The 14,530-nt window shown below is 73.0% G+C and carries 9 protein-coding genes; 2 read left to right on the forward strand and 7 right to left on the reverse strand.

Annotated features, from left to right (window positions below; all coding sequences use genetic code 11):
• The 6 genes from ACQKIP_RS22740 to ACQKIP_RS22765 form a co-directional block, all read right to left on the reverse strand.
• Nucleotides 1-1,728 (reverse strand): glycosyltransferase (locus ACQKIP_RS22740; RefSeq protein WP_427743917.1); only part of this gene is annotated, 1,728 nt, incomplete at its 3' end.
• Nucleotides 1,725-5,222, reverse strand: a complete 3,498-nt coding sequence (locus ACQKIP_RS22745) for a bifunctional glycosyltransferase/CDP-glycerol:glycerophosphate glycerophosphotransferase (RefSeq protein ID WP_365857228.1) — start codon at nucleotides 5,220-5,222, stop codon at nucleotides 1,725-1,727. The genes ACQKIP_RS22745 and ACQKIP_RS22740, both read right to left, overlap by 4 nt.
• 188 nt (nucleotides 5,223-5,410) lie before the next feature.
• A complete protein-coding gene (locus ACQKIP_RS22750; protein WP_365857980.1) occupies nucleotides 5,411-6,274 on the reverse strand; it encodes a TylF/MycF/NovP-related O-methyltransferase in 864 nt (287 codons plus the stop codon).
• A gap of 22 nt (nucleotides 6,275-6,296) precedes the next feature.
• Nucleotides 6,297-7,040: a methyltransferase domain-containing protein gene (locus tag ACQKIP_RS22755; RefSeq protein ID WP_365857226.1), complete on the reverse strand. Its 744-nt coding sequence runs from the start codon at nucleotides 7,038-7,040 to the stop codon at nucleotides 6,297-6,299.
• 52 nt (nucleotides 7,041-7,092) lie between these two features.
• A complete protein-coding gene (locus tag ACQKIP_RS22760; RefSeq protein WP_365857224.1) occupies nucleotides 7,093-8,256 on the reverse strand; it encodes an acyltransferase family protein in 1,164 nt (387 codons plus the stop codon).
• Complete coding sequence (locus ACQKIP_RS22765; RefSeq protein ID WP_365857222.1) at nucleotides 8,253-9,863, reverse strand: hypothetical protein; 1,611 nt, start codon at nucleotides 9,861-9,863, stop codon at nucleotides 8,253-8,255. The genes ACQKIP_RS22760 and ACQKIP_RS22765 overlap by 4 nt, the downstream gene beginning before the upstream one ends.
• 307 nt (nucleotides 9,864-10,170) lie before the next feature.
• Here ACQKIP_RS22765 and ACQKIP_RS22770 point away from each other — a divergent pair, with 307 nt between their 5' ends.
• Nucleotides 10,171-11,142 carry a hypothetical protein gene (locus tag ACQKIP_RS22770; protein WP_365857220.1) on the forward strand — a complete coding sequence of 324 codons (972 nt, stop codon included), beginning with the start codon at nucleotides 10,171-10,173 and terminating at the stop codon, nucleotides 11,140-11,142.
• Entirely contained in the window at nucleotides 11,139-13,988 is a 2,850-nt protein-coding gene (locus tag ACQKIP_RS22775) for a stealth conserved region 3 domain-containing protein (RefSeq protein WP_365857218.1), read from the forward strand. Before ACQKIP_RS22770 ends, ACQKIP_RS22775 begins: the two co-directional genes overlap by 4 nt.
• Here ACQKIP_RS22775 and ACQKIP_RS22780 read toward each other — a convergent pair.
• The coding region (locus ACQKIP_RS22780; protein WP_427743919.1) for a CDP-glycerol glycerophosphotransferase family protein at nucleotides 13,970-14,530 on the reverse strand (561 nt) is incomplete at its 5' end. The two genes, ACQKIP_RS22775 and ACQKIP_RS22780, sit on opposite strands and share 19 nt — an antisense overlap.

Raw genomic sequence — 14,530 nt, forward strand, 5'->3', positions numbered from 1 at the left:
GTAGCACGCTCCCATGTGACTCTCGAAGACCACCGAGCCCTTGCTGACGGGCAGTCGGCGCAGCATCAGCCGGTAGGCGCGCAGCTTGACCGCCTTGCCGCTCAGCCTGTCGACCCTCTTGCGCAGGGCACGCACCCCGAGCCGCAGTTTGCGCGCGGGGCGGAAGTGCGTGACGTAGTGCAGGGCGGCGCGCAGGGTGCGGGCGGCGCGGTGGCGGGGTGCCAGGCGCAGCTCCAGCCTGTTCGCGCCGGTGACGGTGAGGCCGCGGGCGGTGCCCACGGTCTCCTGCTCGGCGACGAGTTCGGTGGTCAGGTCGTGGCCGCCCGCGGCGAGCCGGAGCCGTGGCTCCCGGACCCGGTCGCGGATGCCGAGGTCCCGCAGCCCGGCGGTGAGGTCGAGCGTGGCGCGCCAGAGCACCGCGCCGCCGTCGTAGTGCGCCTCCTGCACGGGTACGCGGAGGCCGCGCCGTGCCGTGCCGCGGGCGCGCACGTCGAGCCAGGCGGTGAGCGGCGGCCGGTCGGGCAGCACGCTGCCGGGCAGCACGACCTGCCCTTCGAGTACCGCTCTGGTGCCTTCGACGGTGCACCTGGTGAGGCGGTTCAGGAGGCGCACGGTGTCCGAAGGACGGTGCTGGTGGCCGAGTTCGCTGACGTCGAGCACGTCCCGTACCCGGGGGTCGTCGAGCCCGTCCGCGCGCCAGTAGACCCTGCCCTCCCGCTCGGTCAGCTCCGAGACGACGGTCCCCGGCCGCGCGAGGGCGTACGCGGCGGCGAGTACGCCCTCCGTGTCGCCGTCCGCGAGCAGCCGTACGCACACCCGCTCCACGGGGTCGAGGGCGCTCAGGGCGCGGGCGTCGGCGCGGCCTTCGAGGTGCGGGCCGACGCCGGCCGTGGCCCGGCGCCGCTCGTCGGCGGTGAGCTGCGGGAACGTACGGGCGCAGGGCAGCACGTGGTCGACGAGGAAGGCCCGCTCGCGCCGGTCGCACAGGTCGAGGCGGCCCAGGCTCGCCAGGAGTGCGGCGACGCGGTCGTTGGCCCGGGCGAGGCCGGGGGTCTCGCGGGCGGGGTCGGGGTCCGCGCGGCGGGTGGTGACGAGGTTCGGCACGAGGGTGATGGCGCGGGCCGCGAGTGCCGCCTCGACGCCGAAGAGGATCTCGCTGTGGGCGAGGTCTTCGGCGTACCGAAGGCGCGCGCCGTGGACGAAGTCCCTGCGCACGCAGAATCCGGTGACCAGGGAGTCCCTGGCGACGAGTTCGGGGACGTCGGAGAGGTTTTCGACGCTCCTCGTCCGCGCGTGCTGCTGGTTCTGCCAGCCGGGGTGGGCCTCCTTCCTGCCGGAGGCCGTGCGCCGCGTCCAGCGTCCCGCCACCAGGTCGGCCCCGGTGGTGCGCGCGGCGTCGAAGAGGTTGCGGCAGGCGTGCCGCTCCAGGAGTTCGCCGTCGCCGAGCACGATGACGTACCGGCCGCGTGCCGCGTCGAGCCCGAGGTTGCGCGACGCGGCCACGGGCAGCGGGCTTTCGGCGCGGACCAGGCGCACCCGGTGCGGGTGGTCGGCGGCGAGTTCCTGTGCGGCGGCGCGGGCGGGGCCGTCCGCGCCGGGGTCGACGAGGACCGCCTCGACGTTGCCCATGGTCTGGCCGAGCACGGAGTCCACCGACTGCCGCAGCGCGTCGGCGTCCGTGCCCGCGACGACGACACAGCTGACGTCGTGCAGTTCCGAGGAGCTCATGCGCGGCCTCCTTCGAGCATGGCGTCCGCGACACCGGCGGCCGCGCTGCCGTCGTCCAGGTCGCAGAAGACCTCGCGGAATCTGTCGTACGCCTCGGTGTGGGCGGCGGTGGCCGCACCGGGGTCGCGCAGCGCGGCGATCACCTCGTCGCTCGTCGCGAGCAGCGGTCCCGGCGCCTGCGCCTCGAAGTCGAAGCAGAAGCCGCGCAGGGTGTCGCGGTAGTGGTCGATGTCGTAGGTGTGGAAGAGCATCGGGCGTCCGGTCTGCGCGAAGTCGAACATCAGGGACGAGTAGTCCGTGACCAGGACGTCGCTGATCAGGAGCAGTTCGCTGACGTCGGGGTGGCGCGTGACGTCGCGCACGAAGTCCGAGCCGGGGACGGCGCCGCCGACGAGGTAGTGCCTGCGGACCAGGAGCACGTGGTCCTCGCCGATGGCGTGTTCGGCGGCTTCGAGGTCGAGGCGCAGGTCGAGGGCGTAGCGGCCGCTCTGCTTGGGCTGGTTCTCGCGCCAGGTGGGCGCGTACAGGACGACGCGCTTGCCCTCGGGGATGCCGAGGCGTTCGCGCACGGACGCGGCGACCTTCGCGCGGTCGGCGGCGTGCAGCAGGTCGTTGCGCGGATAGCCGCGTTCGAGGACGTCGCCGGTGTAGCCGAAGGCGCCGCGCAGGACGGGCGTCGAGAAGCGGTTCGGCGATACGAGCACGCTCCACTGGGCCGCGCGGCCGGGCAGGGTCGCCATGTAGGCGCGGTCGCCGGATGAGCGGCCCGCGAGGTCGAGGCCGATGCGCTTGAGCGGGGTGCCGTGCCAGGTCTGCACGACGTACTGGCCGTCGGCCCGCTCGAACCATTCGGGCAGCTGGGTGTTGGTGACGATGTAGCGGCAGCGGGCCAGGGCCTCGTGCCACTCGGCGCTCCACAGGGCGAGGGGCGTGGCGCTCCCCGGCAGCTGCACCTGCTGGTCGCGCACCACCCACAGGTGCTCCAACTCGGCTCCTCTGGAGACCAGTTCCTCGTGCACGGCGCGCGGCGAGTCCGAGTACTGGCGTCCGTCGAAGCTGGAGTAGAGGACGGCGTCCCGCAGCGGCCCGCCGCGCCGCGCAGCGTACTCCTCGCGCAGGCGGCGCTGGCGCGGGCCGCCCCGGTCGGCGATGGGCAGGGCCGAGCCGGAGCGCAGGTGAAGGCCGTCGTGGGCGTGGCGCTTCAGGGTGATGTCGCGGCCGGACCTGGTGCGGACGATCGGGAGGCTGTCGCCGAGGGCCCCGCCGGGCGCCGCGCACACCGGGGTGTACTGCTCGGGGTCGCACTCGCCCGGCTCGCGCAGGAAGAGGTTCCAGCGGCCTTCGGCGAGCGGCAGGGTGCCGCCGGGGCCCGGCAGGGCTTCGGGGCGCAGTGCGGCGGTGAACCGGCCGCCCTCGATCCGGACCGGCGCCACGGCCTCGTCGCCGTGGCCGCCGTGCACGAGGACCAGCTCAGCGGTGCGAGCCGCCGCGTCGGGGTGGCTGCCCTCGATCAGCAGTTCGTCGTCCCAGGTGACGGCGTCCACGAGCGGCCGTACGGTCTGGTCGCGCAGCTCCAGGTTCCCCGACAGGTTGGCCAGGACGAGGAGTTCGCGCCCGGGCAGCAGTCCGTACCGCCCCGGCGGCACCTCGGGGCAGGCGGCCAGCGGTGTGCGGCCGCCGCCCTCGCGGACCAGGCTGACGCCCCACGGGTCGGCCTTGCGGGGTCTGCCGGTCGCGTCCTGACCGGCGTGGAAGAAGGCGAGCGGCACATCGGCGCTGAAGTCGCGGCCGTTCACCAGGGCGGTGACGTAGTGCGCCTCCTTGGTGTGCCAGTTCTCGATGCGCAGGGCGTCGAGGGCCTGCGACTCCCCCGGTGCGATCCTGCCGTGCAGCCTGACGGCGCCGCCGCACCCCTCGTGCGCCACGAGCCGCGCCGCCACCCGCTCGGTGCGCAGCCTCAGCCGCCCCTTGCTGAGGGTGACGGCGACCCGCAGGAACTCCTCCAGGTACCGCACGGGAAGCCGCGGCGCGCCGCTCGTGCGCACCGGGCCCGTGCGCGGCAGGAGCCCGCTGACCGCGCCCATCTCCACGTTCCAGGTGGTGCTGCGGCGCTTGGTCACGGTCCTGCGGGGGTCGATGACCGTCTCGAACCCCGCGCGGTCGTAGTCGTGCAGTCCCTGCTTGGAGCGGTACGTCGCCTCGCGTGCCCGCACCGTGCGCAGCCTCAGCGGAAGCACGCGCCTTCGCCCGGCCCGCAGCCAGGCGACCCTGGCCCGCGCCCCGATCCGCCCCGCGGGCAGGTTGGGGATGTAGGCATAGCCCTTGAGCCGCAGCCTGCCCTGTTCGTCCCAGGCGACCCGCGTGAGCTGTGCGGTGAGCGGCAGGTCGGAGCGTTTCAGGGCGACGGTCTCGCGCGGCAGGCCGCCGATGCCGGGGAAGGAGGCCCGGCGCCGGCGCAGGCCGCGGACCCGGAAGGCGCCGGGGTTGGTCTTCTCGAACGCCATGAAGGCGAGCAGTTCGGTGATCCGGCGCCGCCGGATGAGCTGCCAGCGCACGCGCAGGGGCAGCGGCAGTGCGGCGATCACGGCGGGGTCGACGGTGTCGGCGAAGGCGTTGGCCTGCTCCAGGAAAGCGTCGTGATAGGCGGCGTCGCCGTGCGGCAGGGCCTCCATGAACAGCCACAGATCGCCGGAGAGCACCGTCGTGTCGTAGCGCCGCTTGGCGTCGGCGAAGATCCCGGCCCGCGGGGTGCCCGCCGCTTCCCCGGCCTTCGCCGCGAGGAACGCGCCGGCCGCGAGGACGGCGGCCGTGCGATCGCGGACCGCGCGGGGCCTGGCCCGGCCGCTGGTGATGGAACCGTCGCGGTCGCGCCAGAGGTAGACGGGCTCCTTCAGTACGTCGACGGACCCGGCGAGGAAGTGGGCGGGGATCGTGACGGGGGTGTCCTCGAAGAGCACGCCTTCGGGGAAGGCGAAGGCGTGCCGGTCCCAGAAGTCCCTGCGGAACACCTTGTTGCAGACGATGCGGTCGCCGAGCAGCGCCCAGTCACGGGTGACGTGGGTGGCGCTGCGGTCGCTCTCCATCATCTTGCGGAACATCGGCGACTGTTCGGTCCTGTCCCCCGAGCGCAGCCGGTGGACGTTGCCGGTGACGAAGTCGGAGCCGGACTCCTCCAGTGCCGCCAGCATCCGCTCGTACGCGTCGCGCGGTACGACGTCGTCGCTGTCGGCGAACGCCAGGTGCGTCCCGCGTGCCTCGCGCACTCCCGCGTTGCGGGCCGCCCCGAGGCCCGCGTTCTCCTGCTCGACCAGCCGGAATCTGCCGTCCCCCGCGGCGAACTCGCGGGCGATGCGCGCGCTGCCGTCGGTGGAACCGTCGTTGACCATGACGACTTCGATGTCCGGCATGGTCTGCCCGGCCAGTGACCTGAGGCAGGGACCGAGAAACTCCTCGACGTTGTAGACGGGGACGACGACGGCAAGTCGGGGTGTCATGCGCTGCGCACATTCCTTCCGGAGTACTGACGGGCACGGCTGCGCGTCCTGCTGGAGGTCATCCGGTTAACAACGACCGCCCTTATGGGTCACCCGCGCAGAGCCATTCGGGTGATCACGTGAGCGGGCCCCGTGACCGGCGGCTCGGGACCGCCGGACACGGGGCCCGTTCACGTGGTTCCGCACGGTCAGGGCTTCACCGCGATGCGTCCCTCGTCCATGCGCAGGAGCAGCAGGCGTTCGCCGGTCTTGTCCATGAACTCGTCGACCGCCTTGCGCGATCCCTGCCAGTAGCCGTAGTCGTCGATGAGCAGGATGCCGCCGCTGACCAACCGGGGGTACAGCTCTTCCAGTTCGTGCTTGGTGGAGGCGTACCAGTCGGTGTCCAGGCGCAGCACGGAGATCTGCTCGGGCGCCTTGCGCGGGACGGTCTCCTCGACCCTGCCCTTGACGTAGTGCACGCGCTCCTTGGGGTACGGCACCTTCTCGAAGCCCGACTTGACGTCGTCGAGGGAGGCGACCGCCCAGATGGGGCGGTCCTTGCCCTGGAGCGCCAGCAGTTCCTCCGCGGACTTGCCGTCCAGGCGCAGGTCCTCCTCCGTGGGCGGGGTCATGCCCTCGAAGGTGTCGAAGAGGTACAGGTCGCGCTCGGTCACTCCGGCGCCGAGCAGGGCCTTCGCGCAGGCCTGCATCGAACCGCCGCGCCAGACGCCGCACTCGACGATGTCGCCGGGGATGTTGTGCCTGACGACGTGCCGGGTCGCCAGGATGAAGGCGTTGAGCCGCTCCGGGGAGGTCATCGTGTACGGCTTCACCGCACGGATGATGTTTTTCGCCTCGTCGTCGTAGTCGGCGGGGAGGTTCAGGGGCTTCGGCTTCGGCTTCGATGCCGGGGCGGGTGCGGGTGCGGGCTTCGGCGCCGGGGCCGCCGCCGCGCGCTGGCCCGGCACCGGGGTGCGCGTCAGCTGATAGCCGGTCAGTTGCTTCAGTGCGCCGTTCACAGCGCGTCGCCATGCCATGGGAGCGGACAGTACGCGCAACTTGTGCTTTATGTCACGTTTCATCAGTTCATGTTCATTTGACGTCACTTGGCGAAGAAATGGGGTGCTCTTCCACCGAACGCGGGGCCACCACGGTCTTCGGCCTGCCGCAGAGCGCGCGGCCCTCGATCGGTTCGGGCAGCGGGATTCCGTCGACCCCGCCGACCTTGTTCGCCCACCAGGTGGTGCCGGCGCGCACGAAGGCCATGGTCAGGCTCGGATAGCGCTTGGGCCGCTGGAAGACGCCCACGGAGTCGCCCCAGTAGGCGTGCTTGGCGTCGATGCCCGCGTAGGCGTGCCGGATGCCCTTCATGGGCGGGAAGTCCGTGTAGGCCTCGCGGAGTTCGAGCCGGCTGTACGCGGCCATGGCGCGGAACCCGTCGGGGTAGTAGCGCCAGCAGTCCTGCGCGTCGTGCACATGGCCGCGCGAGGGCGCCGTCACGAAGGCGATGCCCTCCGGCTTCAGGACGCGGGCGATCTCCAGCATCGTCGCCCAGAAGAAGGGGATGTGCTCGAACGCCTGCCCGGAGATGACGAAGTCGGCGCTGCGGGACTTCACCGGGATGCGGTACGGCTTCGTCATCACCGCGTCCACATTGCGGCCGTCGAGCACGTCGACGCCCACGTACTCCGTGTCGCGTCCTTCGAGCAGGGTCTTGTGGGTGCGGGTCTGCCCGTCGGAGACCCGGGCGCCGAGATCGACCACCCGGTGACGTCTCCCTTTGGGCATGTACTGCTCCACACAGAGTTCCATCTGTTCGTACGCGGACTGGTGCACGTCTCCTCCTGGGCAGGGACCTAGGTAGGAATCTTCTACGCATCACCCGCATTTAAGGCGTACCGACACAGCGCCTCCACCGGCTCGGAGTGCGCCGGGCACACCACTTCCGCGCCGGTTCCTCGACGTACGTGAACATCGCCCAGGACAGCGCGACCACGGTGAGTGCGACGCCGAGGAGCGTGAAGAGCGCGGAGTTGTCCGGCTGCGGGCGGCCCCAGGTGTCGAGGATCAGCCGGTTGACGGTCTGGTGGAGCAGATAGAAGGCGTACGACCAGAGCCCGAGAAGGACCATCGGCCGCGAGCAGAGCCAGCCCCGGTGCCCCGCCAGTTCCCGCTGCACGCAGGCGACGACGAAGAGCACGGAGAAGACGGCGGCGAACGGCCGCAGGGTCCAGGCGAGATGCCCGGCCAGGTCCGGCCCGAACCAGGTCGCGCGGTGGCAGTAGACGACGGCGTATCCGGCGAGGCAGACGAGCAGCACGGGCGGGTTGAGCCGGAACCGGTGGCCCCGGCGCAGGGCGAGCGCGCAGGCCATGCCGACGCCGAACTCGGGCAGCCTGCTCACCGGGTTGCGCATGACCCATTCGCTGGCGAAGGGCGAGAGATGGACGACCGTCCACCACTTGACCAGCCACATCGCGACGAGTCCGCCCCCTGCGAGCAGGCCGAGGGTGCGGGTGCGCAGACGCAGGGCGCCACGGATCACGAACGGGAAGAGGAGGTAGAAGAAGGCCTCGACGCTGAGCGTCCAGGCGACGCCGTTGCCGGGGAGCGTCGGCACGACGCCGGGGAACCAGGTCTGCACGAGGAAGAGCGAGGCGACGAAGCTGAAGTCGTCGGTCGGAACGCCGCCCCAGACGTAGAAGACCCAGATGACGGGGATCGTCGCGACCAGGTGGGCGGGCAGGATGCGGCCCGCCCGGCGCCAGTAGAAGAGGCGGGCGAGCGTGCCGGGCCGGTGTCCCCAGGTGAGCAGGAAGCCGGAGAGCACGAAGAAGAAGCCGACGCCGTTCGCGCCGAGCGTCGAGTACGGGAAGAGCAGCGGGGCGTGGGCCACGCCGCCGTGTGCGCTGAGGCCGGTGAAGTGGTGCACGAACACCGCGAGGGCGGCGAGGAAGCGCATGCCGGTCAGGGAGTCCACGCGGGGTGCGTCGTCGGCGGCAGCGGGGAGCCCCGGGCGGGGGCGGGTCTGGCGCGGGAGTGCCGTCGTCATGCGGGGGTCCCCTCTCCGGCGCGCAGCGTCGGGCCGCAGCCCGCCGGGCGCATCTCGCGGACCATGGCGTCGAGGACCGGGCGCACGCGCTCGCGCTCCGCGGCGATCCGGGCCGGGTCCCGTACGGCGTCCGCCCTGACGAAGTCGCCGCCGTTGCCCTCGGCGTAGAGGGGGACGTAACCCGCCGCCGCGAGGAGGGGCGGGGTCAGGCCGGTTCTGCGGGTCCAGGCGGCGTGCACGTGGAGCAGTTCGGGGCGCACGTCGTTCAGTACGTAGTCGCGCAGGGCGGCCGGGTCGGCGGCGGCGTACGCGGCGGCCACCCGGCGGTCGGTGAGGCCCGCGACGTCCACGACACGCAGCCGGGTGGTGAGCAGGGTGCCGCCCAGGTCGGGCAGGGCGACGGTGGCGTCACGCAGGCCGAGGCGGGCGGCGTACGCGTCGAAGGTGTGGCCGTAGCGCTCGGCGACGTAACACATGGACAGGGTCGGGCGGTTGACGAACCTGCCGTTCTGCGCGGCCTGTCCGGTGACCGAGAGCAGCAGGGCGCCCGCGAGCGCGCAGCCCAGGACGGCACGCGCGCGGCGGCTCTCCGCTCGCCAGACCGTGGCGGCGGCCAGGGCGAGCGCCGTCGCAGCGAGCACCCAGACCGGGGTCGCGAAGCGGTACAGCGCCATCCAGTCCCGGCCGAGCACGCCGTACGCGAGGAGGGTCAGGGCCAGCGGGACGAGCAGCGCCGCCAGGGCCCTGCGCGCCGGGCCGGGTCGGGCGAGCGCGATGCCGGCGCAGGCGGCGCCGGTCAGGGCGAGCGCCCAGCCTCCGTACGTCAGCAGTTCGCCCGCGGAGCCGAGTTGGGCGAGGTCCGGCGGCTTCTGGGCCTTGGCCACCGCCGTGTTCGGGACCCAGAGCCCGAAGGCGGACCGGCGCCACAGCAGGAACACCGCGTACGGCAGCGCGAAGGTGCCGCAGCCCAGCGCCACCGCCCGCACGGCGCGCGCCAGGCGGTCACGGCGCAGGAACAGCAGGACGGCCACCGGGTAGGCCGCGGCGAGCACCGCGCCGTCCGGCCGGGTCAGCGCCGCGAGCAGGGCGACGGCCCCCGCGCCCGCGGCGACGGCGGGCCGCAGCAGGGTGCCGCGCACGGCGCCCCGCACGAGCAGCGCCCCGGTCGCGGCGGCGGTCAGCGCGTACAGCGGGTTTTCGAGCCCCGAGAAGGACCACGCCACGTACGAGAGGTTCGCCGCGAGAATGCCGCCGGTCAGGAGCGTCACGGCCCAGGCGCGGCCCGGCAGCAGGGCCCGTGCGGCCATCGCCGCGCAGGCGAGCACGCCCGCGGTGCAGAGCAGCGCGAGGGCCTTGGGGTAGAGCACCAGGTCGCTGACGCCGAGGAGCGCGCCGCGGTCGAAGAGGCCGAGCCTGCGGCCGATGACGAGCAGGGCGAGCCAGGAGGAGTTGGAGTACCCCTCGACGGGGTCGGCGCCCGGTTGCTGCACGGGGCCGAGGCCCTCGTCGATGCTGCGGGCGTAGGCGAAGGTGATCGCCGCGTCGTCGACGATCCACTGGCCGAGGGCGCTTGCCCGCCAGGCGATCAGGAGGGTCGCGAAGGCCACGGCGGCGGGGTCGGCCCAGCGGCTCCAGCGGCGGCACAGAGCGAGGGCGCGCGGCGGGCGGTCCGGGGCGGGTGCGAATGGCGCGGGGACGGAGGCGCGTGGCGCGGGTGACGGTGGTGATGGTGGTGCGGGTGCTTCCTTACGGCGGTGGAACTGCGCGAGGGAATTGATCATTAAGGGGTCTAACCCCGTAGCGCACTCCGGGACACACTTTCGTGGGCCAGCCGGGTGACCCGTACGCGGCCACACCCCGCATCTGAGGGAACAACGGGCAAAGTGGGGCAATGCACCACATTGGGTTCACGTCATGACCCCGGCCCGGCCGCCCGTCGTCCGGCGGCTCGCCGCCACCGCGAGAACCACCCGCTTCCGGGCGGAACGCGCCGCCGCGGGGCGGGGGCGGCAAGGCCTCCTGGCGCCCGTGCATCTGTCGATCCGGGACAGCCGGACCCTCAACCTCGCGGTCGCCGCCCACCCCGACGAGCGGATCGAGCGGGCCCACCTGCTCCTCTCGCGCGGCCACCACAGGTTCCGCGTCCCGCTCGTCTTCGAGCGGCACGCCCACGGCGGCCTGCTCCTCGCCGGCACCGCCACGCTGCGCGACGCACATGACGCCCCCGATGAACCGGGCTCCCCGGCCCGCCCCCGCCTGAGCGAGGGCGTCTGGCGGCTCACGGTCGTCACCGCCGATGCCCGAGGACGCGTGCGGCGGCGCGGCATCGGCCTCGACGGGGACACCGAACTGCCGCCCACACCCACCCTGCCGCACGCCCCCGACCCCCGCACCGGCACGCTCGTCCGCGTCGTGCGCTGCCGCAGCGGGCGCGCGGTGCTCCAGGTGACCCGGTCCGGGCCCCGCGCCGAGTTGCTGCGGTTCGTGCCCGGCAGCGACGGCATCACCGTGCACGGACGGCTCGTCAGGACGGGCCGGGAACGGCGGTGGCGCGCGGAGGCCGTACGGCGGCGGGACAAGGTCACCGTGCGCGTCGGGGCGATGTGGGAGGGCGCCGAGTTCAGCTTCGCGCTGCCGCTCGCCGAGATGGCGGGGGCGAGCCCCGGCCAGTGGGTGTGGGACTTCCGCGTGGAGTCGGAGACCCGCGGCACCTCGCTCCCCCTCGGCCGGTGGCTCTCCGACGTACGCGACCCCGCGGCGGCCTGCCCCACCCCCTTCCGGGTCTTCGCGCTGCCGGGCGGCGCCCTGGTCCGCGCCCACGCCCACTTCACCAAGTCCGGCGCCTTCGCCCTGACCTGCTGGGACATCTCGAAGGAGACCTCATGAAGATCACGTACCTGCTCGGCTGGGGCGACGAGATGGGCGGCACCGAGCTGGCCACCTACACCCAGGCGCAGCACCTCGCGGACCGGCACGACGTCGAGGTCATCTCCGTCTTCCGGACCCGCCCCGAGCCCTTCTTCCCCGAGGCCCGCAGCCTGCCCGTCCGCTACCTCGTCGACCGCACGGTGTCCCCCGAGCGTCCGGTGCGCGCCTCGCGCCTGGACGAGGCCGCCTGCCGCACCCTCGCCGCGCTGCCCGCCGAACTGATCGAACCCGCCTGGGAGTCCGCCTTCGACCGGCTCTCCGACGTCGAGATGACCGCCGCCCTGACCACCCTGGACACCGACGTCCTGGTGACCACGACGCCCGCCCTGATGGCCGCCGCCGTCACGCTCGTCCCGGCCGGGGTCGTCACCGTGCACCAGGAGCACCGCCCCACCCAGCGCCGCGGCCCCTCCGGCGAACCCCTCCTCCTGCACGCGCCGCGACTGGACGCCCTGGTCACCCTCACCGAACGCACCCGGGACTGGATCGCGGAGTCCCTCGGCGCCACCGCCCCCGAGCTCGCGGTCATCCCCAACGCCGTACCGGACGGCTTCCGGCCGCGCGCCGACGGCGAGAGCAAGGTCATCGTCATGGCCGCGCGCCTGACCGGCGAGAAGCGCGTCGACCACGCCGTACGGGCCTTCGCCGAACTCGCCGACGCCTACCCCGACTGGACGCTGCGCGTCTTCGGCGACGGCCACCGCGAGCAGCAGCTGCGACGCCTGATCGACGGCTTCGGCCTCCAGGACCGCGTCGAACTCCTCGGCCCCTGCCAGGACATGGCCGCGGAGTGGGCCAAAGCGGGCCTCACCCTGATGACCGCGGGGCACAACGAGGCCTTCCCGCTCGTGCTGCTCGAAGCGCTCGCCGCGGGTGTGCCCGTCGTCGCGTACGACGTCCTGACCGGGCCCGCCGAGATCGTCAGGCACCGCGTCGACGGACTGCTCGTACCGCCCGGCGAGATCAGCGAACTGACCGCCGCGATGGCCGAGTTGATGGGCGACCCGGAGACCCGCCGCAGCTACGCCAACGCCGCCCGCGAAGGCGTCTACGCCCGCTTCTCCAGCGCCGACGTCACCGCGCGCTGGCAGGAGCTGTACTCCAGGCTCGTGGCCCGGCGCGACGCCCCCGAGCGCCTTGAAGAGCGCGCGGACCGGGTGGCGTTCGGGATCGCGTCCGGCGGGAGCGGCTTCCGCCCGACCACGCCGTACACCCTGGACGCCGCGCCCGACGCCGGGGAGCGGGCCCGCGAGGACGAGATCCTGGCCGCCGACAACAGCGGCCTCCTCATCCGCTCGGTGGGCCGCCTCGCCGAGCGGCGCGACGACGTCCTCGCGCCCGACATGACCGACTGGAACCTCGAACTGGCCGCCACCGCCCTGGAGTCCGAGGACATCCCCTACGTCCTGGTCCGCACCTCGGGCACCACGCACACCCTCGCGGTGGCCGACGACGAACGCGACGGCGCGCTCAAGGCGATCGCCGAGTCCCTGCACGGCCAGCCCGTCTACGCCGAGCTGGTCCGTCCGCGCGACGCCGCGCCCGGAGTCGTGCTCGCCGAGCGCCTCGACGGCATCGGCGAGGTCGCGGGCATCAAGCTCTTCAAGCCGGTGACCACGACGACGCTCTCCCTGCGGCACGGCGTCGGGCAGTCCTGCACGGTGGCGTTCTGGCCTCGGGTCACCGCCGACGACGGGGCTGCCGGGCCCGGCGGCCCCGACACCCGGCGCGCCCCCTTCGGCACCACCCTCGCCGGATCGGAGCTGCCCTCCCTCACCCCCGCGGCCACCCTCCGCATCGCCGACCGCACCTACCCGACCCTCGACGTCTTCGCCCGGCTCCTCATGGGCGACGTGGACTTCCCCGTGGACGCCGTCTACACCTGGGTCGACGACTCCGACCCCCAGTGGCGCGCCCGCCGTGACGCGGCGCTCGGCGGCTCCGGTGACGGGACGTCGCCGGACCACGGCGCCGTCCGCTTCCGCAACCGCGACGAGCTGCGCTACTCGCTGCGCTCCCTGGCCGCGAACGCGCCCTGGATCCGGCACATCTACCTCGTCACTGCGGGCCAGCGCCCGGCCTGGCTCAACGCGGACCACCCGGGCATCACGGTCGTCGACCACCGCGACCTGTTCGCCGACCCGGACGCGACGCTGCCCACCTTCAACTCCCACTCCATCGAGAGCCAGCTGCACCGCATCGAGGGCCTGTCGGAGCACTTCATCTACCTCAACGACGACATGTTCCTCGGCCGCCCCACCACCCCGCAGACCTTCTTCCACAGCTCGGGCACCGCCCGCTTCTTCTGGTCGTCGGCGTCCGTGCCCGCGCTGCCCGTATCGTCCGGCGACGAGGGCTATCTGGCCGCCGCGAAGAACAACCGCGCGCTGCTGGAGAAGGCCTTCGGCAGGACGGCGACGCACAGCTTCTTCCACGCGCCCTACGCCCTGCACCGCAGCGTCCTCGCGGAGCTCACCGAGCGGTTCCCCGACGAGCTCGAAGCCACCGCACGCAGCCGCTTCCGCTCGAACGGCGACATCGCCCTGGTGTCGTCCCTGCACCACCACTACGCCTATCTCACGGGGCGCGCGGTGCCGGCGGGCATCTCGTACGACTTCGTGGACATCGGGAGGCGCGCCGATCACGCGCGCCTGGGGCAGCTGCTCCAGGGCCGCAACAAGACGGCCTTCTGCATCGGCGAGTCCCCGGACAGCGAGCTCGCCGACGAGGAGATGGCGCTCGCCATGCGCTCGTTCCTCGCTGCGTACTTCCCGGTCCGCTCTCCCTACGAGCGGGGCGCCTGACCTTCGAGTTCCCCGAGGCCGTCGAGGAACAGCCGCCGGACCACGCGCTCGGCGGCGCTCCCGTCGTCGTAGGGGCAGAACCTCGCCCGGAACGCCGCCCGCAGCTTCGTCGTGCGCACGGTGTCCCACGCGTCGCTCCTGAAGAGGTCCGCGAGCTCCTCCTCGGTGGTGGCGACGGCCCCCGGCGTCTCGCCCGGGCGCCCCGACAGGAGGTCGAAGTAGGTGCCGCGGGCCGCGCGGTAGGCCTGCCAGTCGGGGGCGTACGTCACGATCGGGCGGTCCAGGCAGGCGTAGTCGAACATCAGCGACGAGTAGTCCGTGACGAGGGCGTCGGCGGCCAGGCAGAGGTCCTCCACGCGCGCGTGCCCGGTGACGTCGACGAGTTGCGGGTGGCCGCGCAGGCCCGCGTCGGCGCCGTAGAAGTAGTGGGCGCGCACGAGCACGACGTACGACGGGCCGAGCGAGCGCACGAAGCGCTCCAGGTCCAGGCCGGGCAGGAAGCCCTTCTGGTAGTCGCGGTGGGTGGGCGCGTAGAGCAGCAC

It is taken from the genome of Streptomyces sp. NPDC059900 (genome assembly GCF_050270335.1).
In the GTDB taxonomy this organism is placed as follows: Bacteria; Actinomycetota; Actinomycetes; order Streptomycetales; family Streptomycetaceae; genus Streptomyces.

Excerpts from the sequence above, each read along its gene's own strand:
- ACQKIP_RS22745 (WP_365857228.1), bottom strand. The coding sequence starts at position 5,222 with ATGACACCCCGACTTGCCGTCGTCGTCCCCGTCTACAACGTCGAGGAG.
- ACQKIP_RS22770 (WP_365857220.1), top strand. The coding sequence starts at position 10,171 with ATGACCCCGGCCCGGCCGCCCGTCGTCCGGCGGCTCGCCGCCACCGCG.
- ACQKIP_RS22760 (WP_365857224.1), bottom strand. The coding sequence starts at position 8,256 with ATGACGACGGCACTCCCGCGCCAGACCCGCCCCCGCCCGGGGCTCCCC.
- ACQKIP_RS22775 (WP_365857218.1), top strand. The coding sequence starts at position 11,139 with ATGAAGATCACGTACCTGCTCGGCTGGGGCGACGAGATGGGCGGCACC.